General features: G+C 55.9%; 13 protein-coding genes and 2 riboswitches. Of the genes, 10 read left to right on the forward strand and 3 right to left on the reverse strand.

All coding sequences use genetic code 11. From position 1 onward, the window contains the following. The coding region (locus K8V32_RS11305) for a choline/carnitine O-acyltransferase (protein ID WP_303907395.1) at positions 1-1,535 on the reverse strand (1,535 nt) is incomplete at its 3' end. Positions 1,536-1,716: 181 nt separating this feature from the next. Further along, positions 1,717-1,822: riboswitch (SAM riboswitch) on the forward strand. On the opposite strand from K8V32_RS11305, the gene K8V32_RS11310 reads away from it, so the two are divergent. From K8V32_RS11310 to K8V32_RS11355, 10 genes are all read left to right on the forward strand, one after another. Then, the gene (locus K8V32_RS11310) at positions 1,792-1,983 is read left to right on the forward strand and encodes a hypothetical protein (protein WP_303907398.1); all 192 of its coding nucleotides are present in this window, start codon (positions 1,792-1,794) and stop codon (positions 1,981-1,983) included. Its footprint overlaps the riboswitch before it by 31 nt. Before the next feature lie 152 nt (positions 1,984-2,135). Then, a complete protein-coding gene (locus tag K8V32_RS11315; protein WP_303907402.1) occupies positions 2,136-3,359 on the forward strand; it encodes an acyl-CoA dehydrogenase family protein in 1,224 nt (407 codons plus the stop codon). A 273-nt stretch (positions 3,360-3,632) separates the two neighbouring features. Continuing rightward, complete coding sequence (locus K8V32_RS11320) at positions 3,633-4,841, forward strand: LLM class flavin-dependent oxidoreductase (RefSeq protein WP_303907405.1); 1,209 nt, start codon at positions 3,633-3,635, stop codon at positions 4,839-4,841. Between the two features lie 19 nt (positions 4,842-4,860). Continuing rightward, positions 4,861-5,054, forward strand: a riboswitch (SAM riboswitch). Positions 5,055-5,069: 15 nt separating this feature from the next. Beyond that, complete coding sequence (locus tag K8V32_RS11325; RefSeq protein ID WP_303907408.1) at positions 5,070-6,242, forward strand: LLM class flavin-dependent oxidoreductase; 1,173 nt, start codon at positions 5,070-5,072, stop codon at positions 6,240-6,242. Continuing rightward, positions 6,239-7,570, forward strand: coding sequence for an NtaA/DmoA family FMN-dependent monooxygenase (locus tag K8V32_RS11330; RefSeq protein WP_303907410.1), 1,332 nt, complete (start codon positions 6,239-6,241; stop codon positions 7,568-7,570). The genes K8V32_RS11325 and K8V32_RS11330 overlap by 4 nt, the downstream gene beginning before the upstream one ends. Further along, entirely contained in the window at positions 7,567-9,189 is a 1,623-nt protein-coding gene (locus K8V32_RS11335; protein ID WP_303907413.1) for an ABC transporter substrate-binding protein, read from the forward strand. The genes K8V32_RS11330 and K8V32_RS11335 overlap by 4 nt, the downstream gene beginning before the upstream one ends. Next, positions 9,186-10,133 carry an ABC transporter permease gene (locus tag K8V32_RS11340; RefSeq protein WP_303907416.1) on the forward strand — a complete coding sequence of 316 codons (948 nt, stop codon included), beginning with the start codon at positions 9,186-9,188 and terminating at the stop codon, positions 10,131-10,133. Before K8V32_RS11335 ends, K8V32_RS11340 begins: the two co-directional genes overlap by 4 nt. A gap of 39 nt (positions 10,134-10,172) precedes the next feature. Next, the gene (locus K8V32_RS11345; protein ID WP_303907419.1) at positions 10,173-11,105 is read left to right on the forward strand and encodes an ABC transporter permease; all 933 of its coding nucleotides are present in this window, start codon (positions 10,173-10,175) and stop codon (positions 11,103-11,105) included. Positions 11,106-11,107: 2 nt separating this feature from the next. Next, positions 11,108-12,757, forward strand: coding sequence for a dipeptide ABC transporter ATP-binding protein (locus K8V32_RS11350; RefSeq protein ID WP_303907425.1), 1,650 nt, complete (start codon positions 11,108-11,110; stop codon positions 12,755-12,757). Positions 12,758-12,775: 18 nt separating this feature from the next. Next, positions 12,776-13,822: an LLM class flavin-dependent oxidoreductase gene (locus tag K8V32_RS11355; RefSeq protein ID WP_303907428.1), complete on the forward strand. Its 1,047-nt coding sequence runs from the start codon at positions 12,776-12,778 to the stop codon at positions 13,820-13,822. Between the two features lie 443 nt (positions 13,823-14,265). Here the strand turns inward: K8V32_RS11355 and K8V32_RS11360 are convergent, their stop codons facing one another. Then, positions 14,266-14,613, reverse strand: a complete 348-nt coding sequence (locus K8V32_RS11360; RefSeq protein WP_303907431.1) for a carboxymuconolactone decarboxylase family protein — start codon at positions 14,611-14,613, stop codon at positions 14,266-14,268. 62 nt (positions 14,614-14,675) lie between these two features. Further along, positions 14,676-14,990, reverse strand: a 315-nt coding sequence (locus K8V32_RS11365) for a PLP-dependent transferase (protein WP_303907434.1), incomplete at its 5' end; no start/stop codon positions are given.

A 14,990-nucleotide genomic window follows, 5' to 3' on the forward strand; every position in this document is an offset into this window, starting at 1 on the left:
GCAAACAGACTGCGAACAACTACCTCGGCGTTACCGAGCGTTGATGTTGACAGGAAGTTTTCACGAGCTTTGGTATTTTTTGTAAAGAGATCTGCTTGAGCACCACCGAGTTCTTGGGCAATGTACTCCAGTATCATCAGGTGCCGATCGAATACTTTGCCCATATTGGCGGCACTGACCCAGTCTCGATGCGCAGTAAGTGCTGCAGCAAAGTGTTCCTCAGTCGCCTGACCTTGAACTAGCGCGGTAACGAAATTCATGGCTTGAATCGTCACCGGACGAATCACCTCGGTACGGCCAGCGCGGAAATGACGCATATCGAATACTTCTGATTGCCCCCGGATATAGCCGTAGGTCAACATCTGAGCAATCATGAGGATTAGCTGCGCCCCGGATTCAAAACTGATCGGAAACGGGAGGTGCTCATTTCGACGAACGATCACACGTTGGGCATGCAACGCATGTGCCGCAGCTTCACTTGGCGACAAGTCATATTCAACCCCGTGCCAAACCAACTCGTGGGGTTTGGCAACGTAGGGATCATACTGGGCGTCGAGCGCATCGAGATCCACTGTTTGCATCCGTTCCACAGCTGTCGCTAACGTCCCGGCCTCTATAACCGAGTGCTCCACGTGAACCGCCACCAGATCCGAATCCAGTGCAACCAGATAGCTTAGCGGTTTATAAACCCACGCATTACCGGGCTGGAATGCCCAGCGCGCCAGAGTATCGACGTCGTCGGTCGTTTCCGGATCCAGGGTGACAGTGAATAGCATGTTAACCAACCGGCTATACATGGACCGGTTTTCCTCGGCATCCCAGCCAGCAGTCAGCGATAACAGCTCAGACCCGATTGAGGAAAACGCCGCGAAATCTTGGTGTGCAGATTCCGTTTGTTGCAGCACCGTATGGACAAATGATCGAAGCTGATCGGGATCCAAAAGTTTGCCTTCTGACCCGGTCAAGGGAACCTCCCACATCCGACCCTGATACAACATTCCGATGGTGCGGTAGGTCGGTCCGGTGCCGGCGCGCATCCACAGGTCTTCATCAATGGCCGGGGTGCGAATGCCGCCGTTGAATGCCGCCCACCCGTCCATCGACAGACGACGTCCGTGGAGATCAAGTTCAGCGGGAGTCGCGCGCTTGGCCTGCAGGATGTGGATGCTACCAATGCGTTGCAGCAGTTCGACAATCCGGTCGACGCCGGTGGCAACGGTAGTCAGGTTGAGCTGATAGGTGGCATTGGTGGTCAGCTGCAGCGGCTCCCGGTTGGTCAGGTAGTGTTCCATCCACTGTTCGGCCATCCAATTGGAGCCAGACTCGGCCATAGTAGCCGCGTAATCTTCCAGTGTTTGTTGCAGCGCAGGGGCATATCCCATCATCAAATCGGCGATGGCCTGGTTGACGTCAGCTTCGCCCTCGGGATCGTACAGTGCCGCCGATGCGGTGCGGTATCGTTCCAGCGACTCATCAAGCCGCGGCACCGGAAGCTCCGGTAGATCAGCGGTCAAATGGTGTGGATACGTGCGCACGAAGGCTCCTAGAACACAGATAGCTACAACGCATATCAGTCTACTTGGCTGACTTGACTGATCTGTTCGCCTCGATGATTCTTCGCAAACCCGCCCCCGACATCAATATGTCCAACTTTGACGAGATAAAGGTGTAGTTCTAACACTTCAAACGGCCTGCCGTGTATAGTACTAGGCGTATAAACCATCAAGAGCGGCTGAGAGATCTGGCTCGACGACGCCGCAGCAACCCTCCACCACGTGGGCAAGGGTGCTCATGCCAGGAACGATGGAGGATTTGATGATTTCGTTCTACCAAGCATTAGCAGCTGTTATTCGTCGTATTAGAAAACTGGTCGGCGATGTTGCCCAACACATTTCATGGTCCAACTATCACTGCCTCGATGAAAACGCGGCCATGTGGGCTGTTACGTTTCGTTCCTACAACCAGCAGCAGTCAATCTATTGACCCGTGATGTCGCTCGCGGCAGGAAATCTCCAGCATTGCGTGCGACAACTTTTGAAGTATCACGGGTATCTCGTGACTCATCTTTCGTTAATTCGCCTGAGCATAGACGAGCGTGCTTGGCAAGAATTTCTTTGTTGGAACAGGAAAATACTATGACTTCGGCAGTCTATGAGGCACTCAGCAAGCGCTACGGTGCACTCTTTGATGATATTGCCCGCGGTGAGCGGGCTCGCGAAGCCGGTCGGCACTTGCCGCTGGTGCCACTCAAACAACTCACTGACCAGGGATTTGGGGCGATTACTGTGCCGGTTGATGCCGGTGGGGACGGCGCCGACTATCAAACCATGTTCCGGCTTCTCATGGATCTGGCAGCGGTGGATGCGAATTTGGCGCATATCTGGCGTAGCCACTTGGCGTTTATTGAATACCTTCGTCTTATTCCAGACGACCAACAACGCCACCAATGGTGGCAGCGGATACTGGAGGGGCAATGGGGTGGCTCCGCACTGTCATCGCAATACGATGACGATGATGAACCGGCAACGATCATCACACGGGATGACTCTGGAATACTGCGAATCAGCGGCGATAAATACTATACGACGGGCACCTTAGCCTCAGACTGGACGGTCGTCAGCGCCACCCTGGAAGACTCGCTGGCCGAGTCCATCCTGCGCCGTCGTCGTCGCGCCGGGGAATCCGGATTAAGCTTGCGCCTTGTCCAAGAGTGTTTGGCCGTAGTTCGGGTACGGCAGCCACGTGTACACGTCAAAGACGACTGGGACGGGTTCGGACAGCGGATGACCGCCACTGGGACGTTGCGGATGCGGGAGGCCGGGGTTGAAACCCTGTTGGATATTGGCACACAACACGTGTTCGTACCCGTATTTCACGAGATCTCCTTGGTAGCGCTCTTGGTCGGGATTGGTCGAGCCGCTTTGCGCGACGGGGTCGAAGCAATGCGCGAACGGACCAGAATTTTTAACACTTCAACGGGTCAAATTCCCCGATATGACGGCGAAATGCTGGGCATCATTGGCCAGCTTGCCGCCCAGTTGGGCGCAGCCGAAGAAATGGTGCGTGCAACTGGACGTGAATTGGATGCCCAGAATCTGACCGAAGCTACCTTGCACTCCCAGCGAGCCAGTGTGATGGTGCCACAACTCGTCTTAGATGTGTGTACCAGAATTTTTGACACCCTCGGAGCCTCAGCGACTTCAAGCGGACAGGAACTGGACCGACATTGGCGCAACGCCCGCACCTTAGCCACCCATGATCCTGCTGTCTTCAAAGAACGGATGCTGGGTGACTGGGAGGTCAACGGCGTCATGCCGACACCATTTATTTCAACCAATCACGGTCACGAGCTCTTATAGCCCCGTTCAACGAACGATCAACAACGAACCCGGTGATGGACTACCACAGTCCCTCACCGGGTTCGTTGCTTTTGTGAATCTTGCGGCCCCGGATAGTTGAATGTGACCCCCAGTGTCGACATATAACGTCAAATAATGTCACATTCCCGGTGGGGATTGTCGGTGAAATGATCAGTGAGTCATTGCATGACTTACGAGGTGTATTTCAGGCCATTGCGTTGGTAGATCTTGTATCAATCCACAACACACCCGACAATTTGCGAAGCGAGACACGTGTCTACTCAACTCAGTGCCTTTGACCTGGTCCCGGTGACCAGTGGTTCCAGCGCGTCCACTGCCGTGAGCAACAGCCTGGACTTTGCCGTTCAGGTAGAACAATTCGGCTACGAGCGCCTCTGGTACGGCGAACACCATCTCAATCCCGGGGTGATCGGATATTCGCCAGCGTTGATGATTGCGCTGGCCGGCGGGGTAACTAAAACCATTCGATTGGGCGCCGGGGCGGTGTTGGCTGGGCATCGGACCGCGCTTTCGGTGGCTGAAGAATTCGGCCTGTTGGAAGCGGCCTTTCCCGGCCGAATCGACATGGGCCTGGGACGGGCTGGATTGCGTTCACCCGGTAACCAACAGGATGCTCAGACCGTGGCCGCTGAGTCCGATAGCTTCTCGAATATTGCAGAAAGCCATAGGACCGAGCACGGTGTTGTGATCCCCGCAAGCCCGGATCTTTCAAGCCTCTTTAACTCCCCACGTTTCAGAATCCAACGACAACTACTCAACCAGCCGGGTGCTCAACCAGGCACCTACGACGAATTTATTGCTGACCTGTTGGACCTGTTGATTAACCGTAAAGTGGTTGACGGTTATGAGCTAGCCGGCACTGTTCCCGTGCAGGTGAACCCAGAAGTTTGGGTGCTGGGCTCCTCAGCAGGAGAATCGTCACAGATAGCAGGGGCCCGAGGCCTACGATTCGGTGCCAACTACCATGTTGCCCCAGCCAAAGTCTTAGAAGCGGTAGCAGATTACCGCCGAGCTTTTAAACCCAATGCACAATTGGCAGAGCCCTACGTCATCGTCTCTGCTGAAGTGCTTGTGGCCGATACGGAAGAACAAGCCCAACGGCTGGCTGCGGGATATGACCTGTGGGTACACTCGATCCGCACTGGTCAGGGCGCAATCTATTACCCCACACCAGATGAGGCTGCGGCCACTCCGCTTTCTGAAGCGCACTGGCCGATTGTGGCTGACCGGGTCAGCACACGGTTTGTGGGCGCCGCTGAGCAAGTCGTGGCTCAGTTGGAGTCTCTGCGCCAAGCCACTGACGCCGATGAACTGCTCATTAGCACCATTACCCATGACCACGCCGCGCGGGTGCGCAGTTTCGAACTGTTAGCCCAAGCCTGGTACGCCAGCCAAGACAACCCGAAAGAGAGAATGCTCGCCAGCACAACACCACAAAATTCAAGAATGACAAACGTTTGAAGTTGCTCGGACAACTTCGTGTCATGAGTTCCGGCGTAAAGCCCTGGCTTGCCGGACAGCAACCCTGTCAAGGGAAGACTTTGCGGCACCGTGTTCTACGATCCGCACCAGCAGTGTTCAAAAATTTCTGCTGATTCCTCGAGATCTTCCTGTCGCAGTGGGGTGCTCCAGGTGACGACAAGGCCTTCCTGTTGTGGAAGGCAAAAGTGTGCTCTAAAGGAGGAGAACATGACTGCCACACAATCGTCAGCGACGCCATTTCATTTCGGCATCGCATTAAAATCCACCGGATACCATCCGGCGTCCACCAAAAATGAAGCCCAACGCCAACAGATTTTTGAGCCAAACTCCTGGGCAGAACTCACCCGCAGCGCACAACGTGCCGGGGCAGTGTATGTCACATATGAAGACTCATTTGAATATCAGGATCTCGGCCAGTTCGACGCCAGCCTGCTGGCAGCCTGGGTGGCTCCACGCACCCAGAACATTGGTTTGATCCCTACCATCACAGTGACCCATACCGAACCATTTCATGTGCAGAAGAACATCGCCACATTAGACCACATCAGCTCAGGATGGGCAGGTTGGCAGGTCGCAGTCTCAGATTCTGCAGCTGCTACCGAACTGTTGGGCCGCGGTCGAACCGACCTGGACATCAAGTCGCTCTATACCGAAGCAATCGACGTTGTTGATGTCTCACGAAGGCTATGGGACTCCTGGGAAGATGACGCGGAAATTCGTGACGTTGCCACCGGACGTTTCATCGATCGAAACAAGTTGCACTACGTAGATTTTGTTGGGCCACGGTTCAGCATCAAAGGCCCAACTATTACACCGCGTTCTCCGCAGGGTCAACCGGTTGTGGCCTTTGCCGGAAGAGACCAGGCCGTGCTGGATGCCGCGGTTCACACCGGTGACGTACTCTTTGTGCCGGTGCACAATCTTGACGACGCACAAGCTCTGCTCACCCAGATCCGCGAATTGGAAACCCAATTGGGACGTGCCGGTGCACCGTTGCTTGTGCACGCCGATCTGCCAGTGCTCGTTACCGAAACCGAAGCAGCTGGCCAGCACCGCTGGGAAGAGCTCAATGGGATCAATCCAGCTTGGCTCAATGCCGATCAACTCCGCGGTAGTGGCGCTGCAACATCCATTGCAACGCTCGTAGCCGGCCTCAAGAGTCTAGGGTTCAACGGAGTACGGCTTCAACCGGCTGACAACGCGGTGGACGTCGCTGCAGTGGAGACTCTACTCGCCCCGCGACTGCGAGATGCCGAGGTGTTGACCCAGCCCGCACCACAGGGCTCAACCCTGCGTGGAGCATTGGGGTTAGAACGTCCCAATAGCCGCTACACCAATGCGTCAACTGTCGAACACGAAACACAAGGAGCCACGGTATGACTACCTCTAACCCAATAGTTCCACAGGTCATTCTTGGCGCCCACTTTCCAGGCGTGAACCACCACACCGTATGGTCCGATCCCAACTCGGGTAGCCACATTGATTTCGATTCCTTTGCGCGTTTCGCCCAGATCGCCGAGCGGGGCTTCTTCGACTTCCTGTTCCTTGCTGAAGGGTTGCGCTTGCGCGAACAACGCGGCAAAATCCATGACCTTGACGTCGTCGGTCGCCCCGATACTCTACCGGTGCTGGCCGCGATCGCTTCGGTGACTCAACACCTAGGGCTGGTAGGCACGATTAATGCCACATTCAACGAGCCTTATGAACTGGCACGCCAATTTGCAACATTGGATCATCTGTCCAACGGGCGGGCCGCTTGGAACGTGGTGACCTCATCGGATGCTTTCACCGGAGAAAATTTCCGCCGTGGAGGCTACCTGGACCCTGCAGACCGGTATGTACGTGCTGCAGAAACCCTCAACGCCGCCCGGGCGTTCTGGGATTCTTGGCCAGCACAAGATGCCGAAGCCGAAACGGTCCAGGTGCACACCAGTCAGTTTGATATTACCGGACGGTTCAATATTCCACAGTCCCCGCAGGGCCATCCGGTAATTTTCCAGGCAGGAGACTCAGCGGCCGGCCGGGACTTCGCGGCGGCAAATGCAGATGCGGTGTTTACCCGTCATGGCACTCCAGAGGCCGGGCGGGCCTTCTATCAGGACGTCAAAGCACGAGCCGTGGCAGCGGGTCGTAGCTCTGATGAACTCAAAGTTCTCCCAGGAGTCAGCGCGGTCATTGGTGACACTCATACCGAAGCTGAAGAACTAGCCGATCACATCCAAGCCCAACAGATCAGTGGACCAACTGCGATCCACTTATTAGAACAAATCTGGAACCGGGATCTCTCGGCTTACGATCCTGAAGGCCCCTTACCTGATATTGAACCTGAACTGGGGGAGACCACCATCATTCGGGGCAGGGCACGTTACATCGATGATCGCCAGAAAACGGTGGCTCACCTCAGGAAAGTCGCCGAAACGCAGCAGCTGAATCTGCGACAAACCGTTATCGAAACTCAGGCCCGCCACTGGTACGTCGGAACCCCGGAATCTGTGGCAGACCAGCTCATCGACGCGGTCGCCACCGGTATTTGTGACGGCTTCATCCTGGTACCGCACATCACCCCGACAGGCTTGGAACCGTTCGTGGACAAAGTTGTTCCAATTCTGCAAGAACGCGGCGCACTGCGTACCGCATACCCATCCCACTCCACCTTGCGCGACCTGATTGGTAGTGCTCAACCAGCACAGAAAGTCAGTATTTCATGAAACACTTCAAGACCACACTCACCATCGTCACCACAGCGGGGCTGCTAGCGCTGACCGCATGTGGCGGCACAACCTCGGCCAACGACTCCACTGTGGACCAGGCCGGGGAGCCAACCCCAGGTGGCACGCTGCGTTTTGCAGTGGGCTCAGATGCCGGATGCTTTGATCCACACCAAGTCGGCAGCAATGACTCGATCTATTCGGTCCGTACGATCGCCGATTCATTGACCGACCAGGACCCAGAAACCGGCGAAATCGTACCGTGGTTAGCCGAATCTTGGGAAATCAACGACGACGTCACCGAGTTTACGTTTACGCTCCAAGACGGTGTGACCTTCTCTGACGGGACACCACTGGACGCTGAAGCCGTGGCTGCCAATTTTGATGCCGTCGAAAACTTAGGCAGCCGCGCGGGGCTGACCACCGGGTATTTACAAGACTATGAAGAAACCGAAATCCACGATGACTTGTCATTCACAGTGAAATTTTCGGAATCCAACGCCCAATTCTTACAAGCCTCCTCAACCCACAGTTTGAGCATTTTGCACCCGGAATCGGTGACACTGGATGATGACACCCGCTGTGAAGGTGTTATCGGATCAGGCCCGTTCGTATTAGAAGAACATGTGCACAACGATCACATCACGCTCAGTGCACGCGAAGACTACGATTGGGGATCATCATTGTGGTCCAACCAGTCGGCACCCTACCTCGAGGGCATCGAATTTTCTGTTGTGCCAGAATCAGGCGTCCGTGCCGGCTCACTGCAGTCTGGGCAAGTGGACGTCATCGGCAATATTGCGCCACAGGATCAGGCCGGCCTCGAGTCGGCCGGTGCTGAACTGTTATCCCGCACCAATCCCGGTATTGCTATGGGACTTCGGGTTAATCATGACAACGATCTCTTAGCAGATCAGGCAGTGCGTGAAGCACTCGCCATTGGTATCAACCGCGAGGAAATTGCCTCCACCGTGTACCCGGAAGGCACCCCAGCCGCCACCAGCATTCTGTCCGGCACCACCCCCGCCCACAAGGATCTGTCCGACAGGCTGACCTATGACCCGCAACGCGCGGCACAACTTCTGGAAGAGGCAGGATTTGCGGAAAATAGCCAGGGCGTCTTGGAACGTGACGGCCAGCCGTTAGAACTGGATCTGCTGTGGTTCAACGTGGCCGCCACCAACTCGGCGGCTGTGGAGCTCATCCAGCAGCAGTTAGACCAAATCGGTGTGAAAATTAATCTTGAAGAAGGCCAAACGGCTGAATGGAACTCACGATTAATCGAAGGCAGCTTTGACCTGAACTGGTCCAATATCACTCGTGCCGACGGCGACATATTGCGCACTGAATACGATACCGACCTGGCCAATAACTCTCGTCTGACAGACACCGAAGAACTCAACGACCTGCTGCGTGAACAAGCGACAACTTTGGACAACGAGACTCGGACAGCACTGCTTGGAGAGGCTCAAGAGTATATTGTGTCCAACTACCTGACGATCCCGGTCATTGATCTGACTACAATCGTCTCCTCCAGGGCCGGAGTTCACGGTGTGCGCTTCGATTCGGGTGCCCGCGTTCACCTCAACGACGTCTGGATTCAGGACGCCGCATCATGACACGCTATCTGGCAATCCGCGTCTCACTGGCCCTGGGAGTGTTGTGGGCAGCCTATACCGTAGCATTTGTGGTGCTGTACCTCATTCCCGGCGACCCAGTCTCAGCCATGGCAGCCGGTGGCATGGACTCGGGCACGGTTTCGGAAGAGCGCCTCTGGGAATTGCGCGAAGAATACGGCTTCAACGATCCGTTCATCGTCCAATACTTCAACCACCTGATGGCTGCAGCTACCGGCGATTTGGGCAATTCCGTACAGACCGGACAACCGGTAACCACCGCGATCGGTCAGGTCGTGGGCTCCACCGTCCAATTGGCCTCGTTAGCGCTGCTCATTTCAGTGGTAGGAGGGGCAGGGATAGCCTTACTAGCAACCTATACTCGAGCCGCCTGGTTACAAAACTTTCTGCTGTCACTGCCCCCGATTGCCATCTCCTTGCCAACGTTTTGGGTGGGACTGTTGCTGATTCAACTCTTCAGCTTCCGGCTCGGGATCTTCCCAGCCATGGGGGACGACGGTTTTCTCGCCCTCATCTTGCCGGCGGTCACCCTGTCCCTGCCCATCGGGTCCATGATCGCCCAAGTATTAGCACGTTCTGTCCAAGAAGCAATGTTGGAACCCTACGTGGTGACAGCACGAGCTAAAGGCATCACGCGTGCAACCGTGCATTTTGGCCATGTCCTGCGCAATGCTGCGCTGCCAGCATTGACTGTCGTCGGGCTGGTGGCCGGTAACCTACTGGCCGGATCAGTGGTAGTAGAAACGGTCTTCGCTCGCCCGGGCATCGGCCAACTGACCGTGACCGCCGTAACCCTGCAGGATCTGCCAGTGGTGCTCGGCGTGGTCACCCTGGGAGCGGTTGTCTTCGTTACTGCAAACCTCTTGGTCGACCTAGTCTTACCCCTGGTGGACCCAAGAGTCAGTATCGGTCACTCATACGCCTAACACCCACCAGGTTGTACACGTTACAGAAAGCATGCCGTTATGACACAAACCATTGTGGACCCCCAACACACCGCGGAGCACTCCGAAACAACTCATCAATCACAGCATCACCAAGATGGCACGCCACCGCCGGTATCTCCTCCTGGCAGCTCAAAACATCAGCGACGCCGCAGCATAGTATCCCAACTCAGTCTGGGCCTGGCAATCACGTTTCTGACGCTGGTGGTGATAGCAGCATTTGCCCCCTTCGTCTTAGCACCAGGGGACCCCTACGCTGGCGATCCCACCCAGGCGCTTCAGGCACCTGGTTCAGCCCACTGGTTCGGTACTGATCACCTGGGCCGCGACCTGTACACTCGTGTGGTCCACGGCACGGCACTGTCGTTGCGCACGGCCTTAATTGCGGTGACTATCGCCCTAGTATCCGGCGGAATCTTCGGTTTGATGGCAGGCTTCTTGGGCGGTTGGGTGGACCAAACCGTCATGCGCATCGTTGATGTCCTGCTCGCAATTCCCTCACTGCTGGTGTCACTGGCACTGGTCTCTGCCCTGGGCTTTGGCTCCACCAACGTTGCCATTGCCGTAGCCATTGGCTCGGTCGCTACCTTCGCGCGGATCGCCAGGTCACAAAGTCTACGTATCTGCCAGGCCGCCTATGTCGAAGCTGCACGCTCCATGGGATCACGCTGGTATCGCACTCTGGCACGACACATCGTGCCAAACGCGATCGGGCCGATTATCGCACTGGCCGTCCTCGAATTCGGTGCGGCCATCCTGGCGGTATCAGCCTTGAGCTTCCTGGGCTACGGCGCACCCCGGCCCGCACCGGAATGGGGTTCGTTGGTTTCCGAAGGCCGCAATTATCTGGCCGCAGCCGGCTGGCTGACCACACTACCCGGCCTGATCATTGCCGCAACAGTACTATCCGTCAACCGGGTGGCCCGCACCTTCTCCACCTCGAAAGTGAAATAACCATGACGACGACGCAGCCAACCACGCCACTGATTTCCGTAGACGGCCTCCACGCGCAGTATCACACAGCACGCGGTGCGGTGGATGCCCTGCGCGGCACCGACTTGGAAATCTACCCGGGACAATCCGTGGCACTGGTGGGGGAATCCGGTTCCGGCAAATCCACCTTATCCCACGCACTTATCGGACTCTTAGCCGATAACGCACAGCTAACCGGCGGTACCATCCGTTTCCGTGACACCGACATCACCCACCTCCCCGACAAGCACCTGCGTGAACTTCGCGGCTCACACATCGGGCTGATCCCACAAGACCCGACCGTGAGCCTCAACCCCGTCTACACGATCGGCCATCAACTAGTTGAAGCCATTCGTGCACATAAAAAACTCCCCAAAGCCTCAGCCAAGGCCGAAGCACTCGAATTATTGGATCAGGCAGGCATCGATCGGCCTGCAACCCGATTCCACCAATACCCGCATGAACTGTCGGGCGGTATGCGCCAACGCGTGCTGATCGCCATTGCGATCGCAGGTGAACCCGAATTATTGATCGCAGACGAACCCACCTCGGCACTAGACGCCACCGTGCAAAAACGCATCCTGGATCACCTGCAATCTCTGATTGCCTCCCGTGGGATTGCGATGCTGTTAGTAACTCACGATTTGGCGGTGGCCGCCGAACGCGCCGACCGCATGGTGGTCATGCATCACGGACGTGTCGTCGAAACCGGCCCGACGGCGGATATTTTGGCCAACCCCAAGGATGCGTACACCCGAGGCCTGCTGGCCGCAGCCCCCGCATTTAACGAGACCTGGCAGGCACCGGAACCATTGGCCGAAACCACCGAAACACTGCTGCGAGTAACTGACCTATACAAACAGTTCACGTTGCCGGGCGGTCGCGGCCGGCAAAAGCAGCGTATTGCAGCAGTCGATGGCCTGAGCTTCAACCTCCTCAAAGGCGAAACTTTAGCTTTGGTAGGGGAGTCTGGTTCGGGTAAATCCACCACCGCTCGGCTCGTGCTGGGACTCGAAAAGCCCGATGCTGGCAGCCTGACCTTCAATGGTGTTGACATCACCGGCCTGAAACGCAAAGCCTGGCGGGATCTGCGTCGTCGTGCTCAAATGATTTACCAAAACCCGTATGCTTCCCTCGACCCGCGCTTTAGTATTGAAGAACTCGTGACCGAACCGCTGGATGCTTTTGCCATCGGCACGCGAGCCCAACGCCGGGCCACGGCGGCCAGACTGCTTGACCGGGTGGCATTATCTGCGGACTTTTTGCAACGCAAACCGGCTGAGCTTTCGGGTGGACAACGCCAACGCGTAGCCATCGCCCGGGCACTGACCCTATCACCGGATCTGGTGGTCTGTGATGAACCTGTCTCAGCACTGGATGTTTCCGTCCAGGCCCAAGTCCTGGAATTACTGGCCGAACTTCAAGCTGAATCAGAACTGACGTATCTGTTCATTACCCACGATTTGGCCGTGGTACGCCAGCTTGCGCACCGAGTTGCTGTGATGCAGCACGGCAAAATAGTTGAACAAGGCGCCACCCGGCAGATCTTTGATCACCCCACACACGATTACACCAAACAACTCCTTGGTGCCATCTCTGGAACGAGCCTTGCAGAAGTCGTACCTGCACACTGAGCATGTGAAAGACCATTCATGAAATTCTTATTACTCACTTTGATCCCACACACCCCAAACCCGGTCACCGGTTCGAAACTATCCACCCGGGACCGCTTCCACCAGGTTGTAGACAATGCAATCCTTGCCGAAGAACTTGGCTACGACGGATTCGCGGTCGGGGAGCGCCATGAAAGACCGTTCATCTCGTCTTCTCCACCGGTCGTACTGAGTCATATTGCAGCTAAAACACAACGCATTCGGCTCTTTACCGGCGTCACGACGTTGAGTTTGCTCGATCCGGTGCGCGCATTCGAAGACTACGCCACCTTAGACCACCTCGCTGATGGCCGTCTGGAGCTGATGATAGGCAAGGGTAACGGCACCGCCCAACGAGACTTATTTGATATCACCGAAGACGAGCAGTGGGATCGCAACCGCGAATCCTATGAAGTATTCCATCAGTTGTGGCGCAATAATAAAATCACTTGGACGGGCACTATCCGCCCACCACTGCAAGATGCCGAAGTCTGGCCATTGCCCTATCAAAAACATCTGCGGGTCTGGCATGGTAGTGCCACTTCCACCCAATCTGTCGATCTAGCGGTGCGCTATGGCGAACCCATCTTCTCAGCCAATGTGACCCACCCCATTGAGCCCTATAAACATCTGGTGGACTACTACCGCCACCAATGGTCCGCCGCCGGGCACGACCCTTCCGAGGCCCTGGTTGGTGCAGGCTCTGCCGGATTCTTGGTTCGTCCCACATCGCAAGAAGCCAAAGCCCTTTATCAGCCGGTATTCGAAGCGCGCCACGCTCATTCCCAGATTTGGGAATCTTATGACGACTTCTTGGAGCGCAGCTCTGCGCTGGTCGGTAGCCCGGCTGAGATCAGCGAAAAGATCTTGCGCTACCACGAAGCCTTAGGCCACGAGGTCATGCACGCCAGCGCTGATGGAGAGGGACTCAACGAGGCGCAACACCGTGAAAGCCTAGAACTATTCCAGTCCGACGTCGCCCCGATTATCCGAGCGGCAGTACCCTCCCGCCCACTTGAGCCCGTATTTTCACACGCAAAAGCATAGAACCTCGGGGGAACAAAGCCTTCACTAACAACGGACCGTCAGAAAGATAGCGGCTGGGACATTCTCTGAATCGAGAATGTCCCAGCCGCTATGTTGTGCTTGCATATCACGACGAGCTTGGTAACCATCCAGAATCATCGCGATGTGGAATTTCGCCCAGGAAAAGATCAATTGTAGACGGCGACAAAACGCTAACCACACGCCCCGAGGAAATGAAGAGGGCAACAGCTATGCCTTTTCACCCACCTGAATCCAAGGGCTTCGGCAACCTCTCGGATGTGGTGGTTCAACCCCTACAGCACACGCCGAGATAGCTCCCAGAATTCCATAGGCTCCTTTGGCGAATGCACCCGAGCTTGTAGTCATACTGTCCTTCCAACAAATCGTAGAGTTGAACAGTGCCTACCGGAACATTCTCTGATTGGTATGTCGTAGAGCTAGTCTTAGTGTTGGTGGCGGTGGTCATCGGCTAATTGGAAGGCCACCCGTCCGTGTGTGAAGGCACCACCCGCACGGAGTGCTGCGGCAACCCAAGCTGCTTCAGCGATTTCTGTGTCGGTGGCACCGGCATTGACTGCATTGGCAGTGTGCCCTTCAATACAGAACTCACACTGGGTCGTAAATGCCACCCCTAAAGCAATGAGTTCCAGATATTTCAGCGGAATTTCGCGGTCTTGGGAGAACACCGCATCATTGAATTCTCCCCACACTTTCAGGATGTCGGCAGTGTGCTGTTTATAGACCTTTCCATACTTTCGGGAGTCTGCTGTAAGTGTTTGGTTTTCAACCACCGTGGGTTCCTTTCATATTCACTGATATTTTCATTAAATGAATCACAAAATGGGTGCTGGGTTTAGAAGACTTTCGACAGTGCACGTTCGAGGTCATCGATGAGGTCTTCGACGTCCTCAATGCCCACAGAAAGTCGGACGACGTCGGCAGGCGGAGCCTGCGGGGTGTCTCGTGTTGAACCATGAGTCATAGTTGCCGGATGAGATATCAACGATTCGATACCGCCTAAACTCACTGACAACAAGAAGGTCTCCGTGCCCTCGGCGACACGTCGTGCAGCAGCCTCACCGCCGTGCACCTGGAATGACACCACCCCACCAAATCCTGACATTTGCTGACGGGCAATGCTGTGGGACGGGTGCGATGCTAAGCCCGG

Origin of the sequence: Enteractinococcus helveticum (genome assembly GCF_020742345.1) — a bacterium.
GTDB classification, from domain to species: domain Bacteria; phylum Actinomycetota; class Actinomycetes; order Actinomycetales; family Micrococcaceae; genus Yaniella; species Yaniella helvetica_A.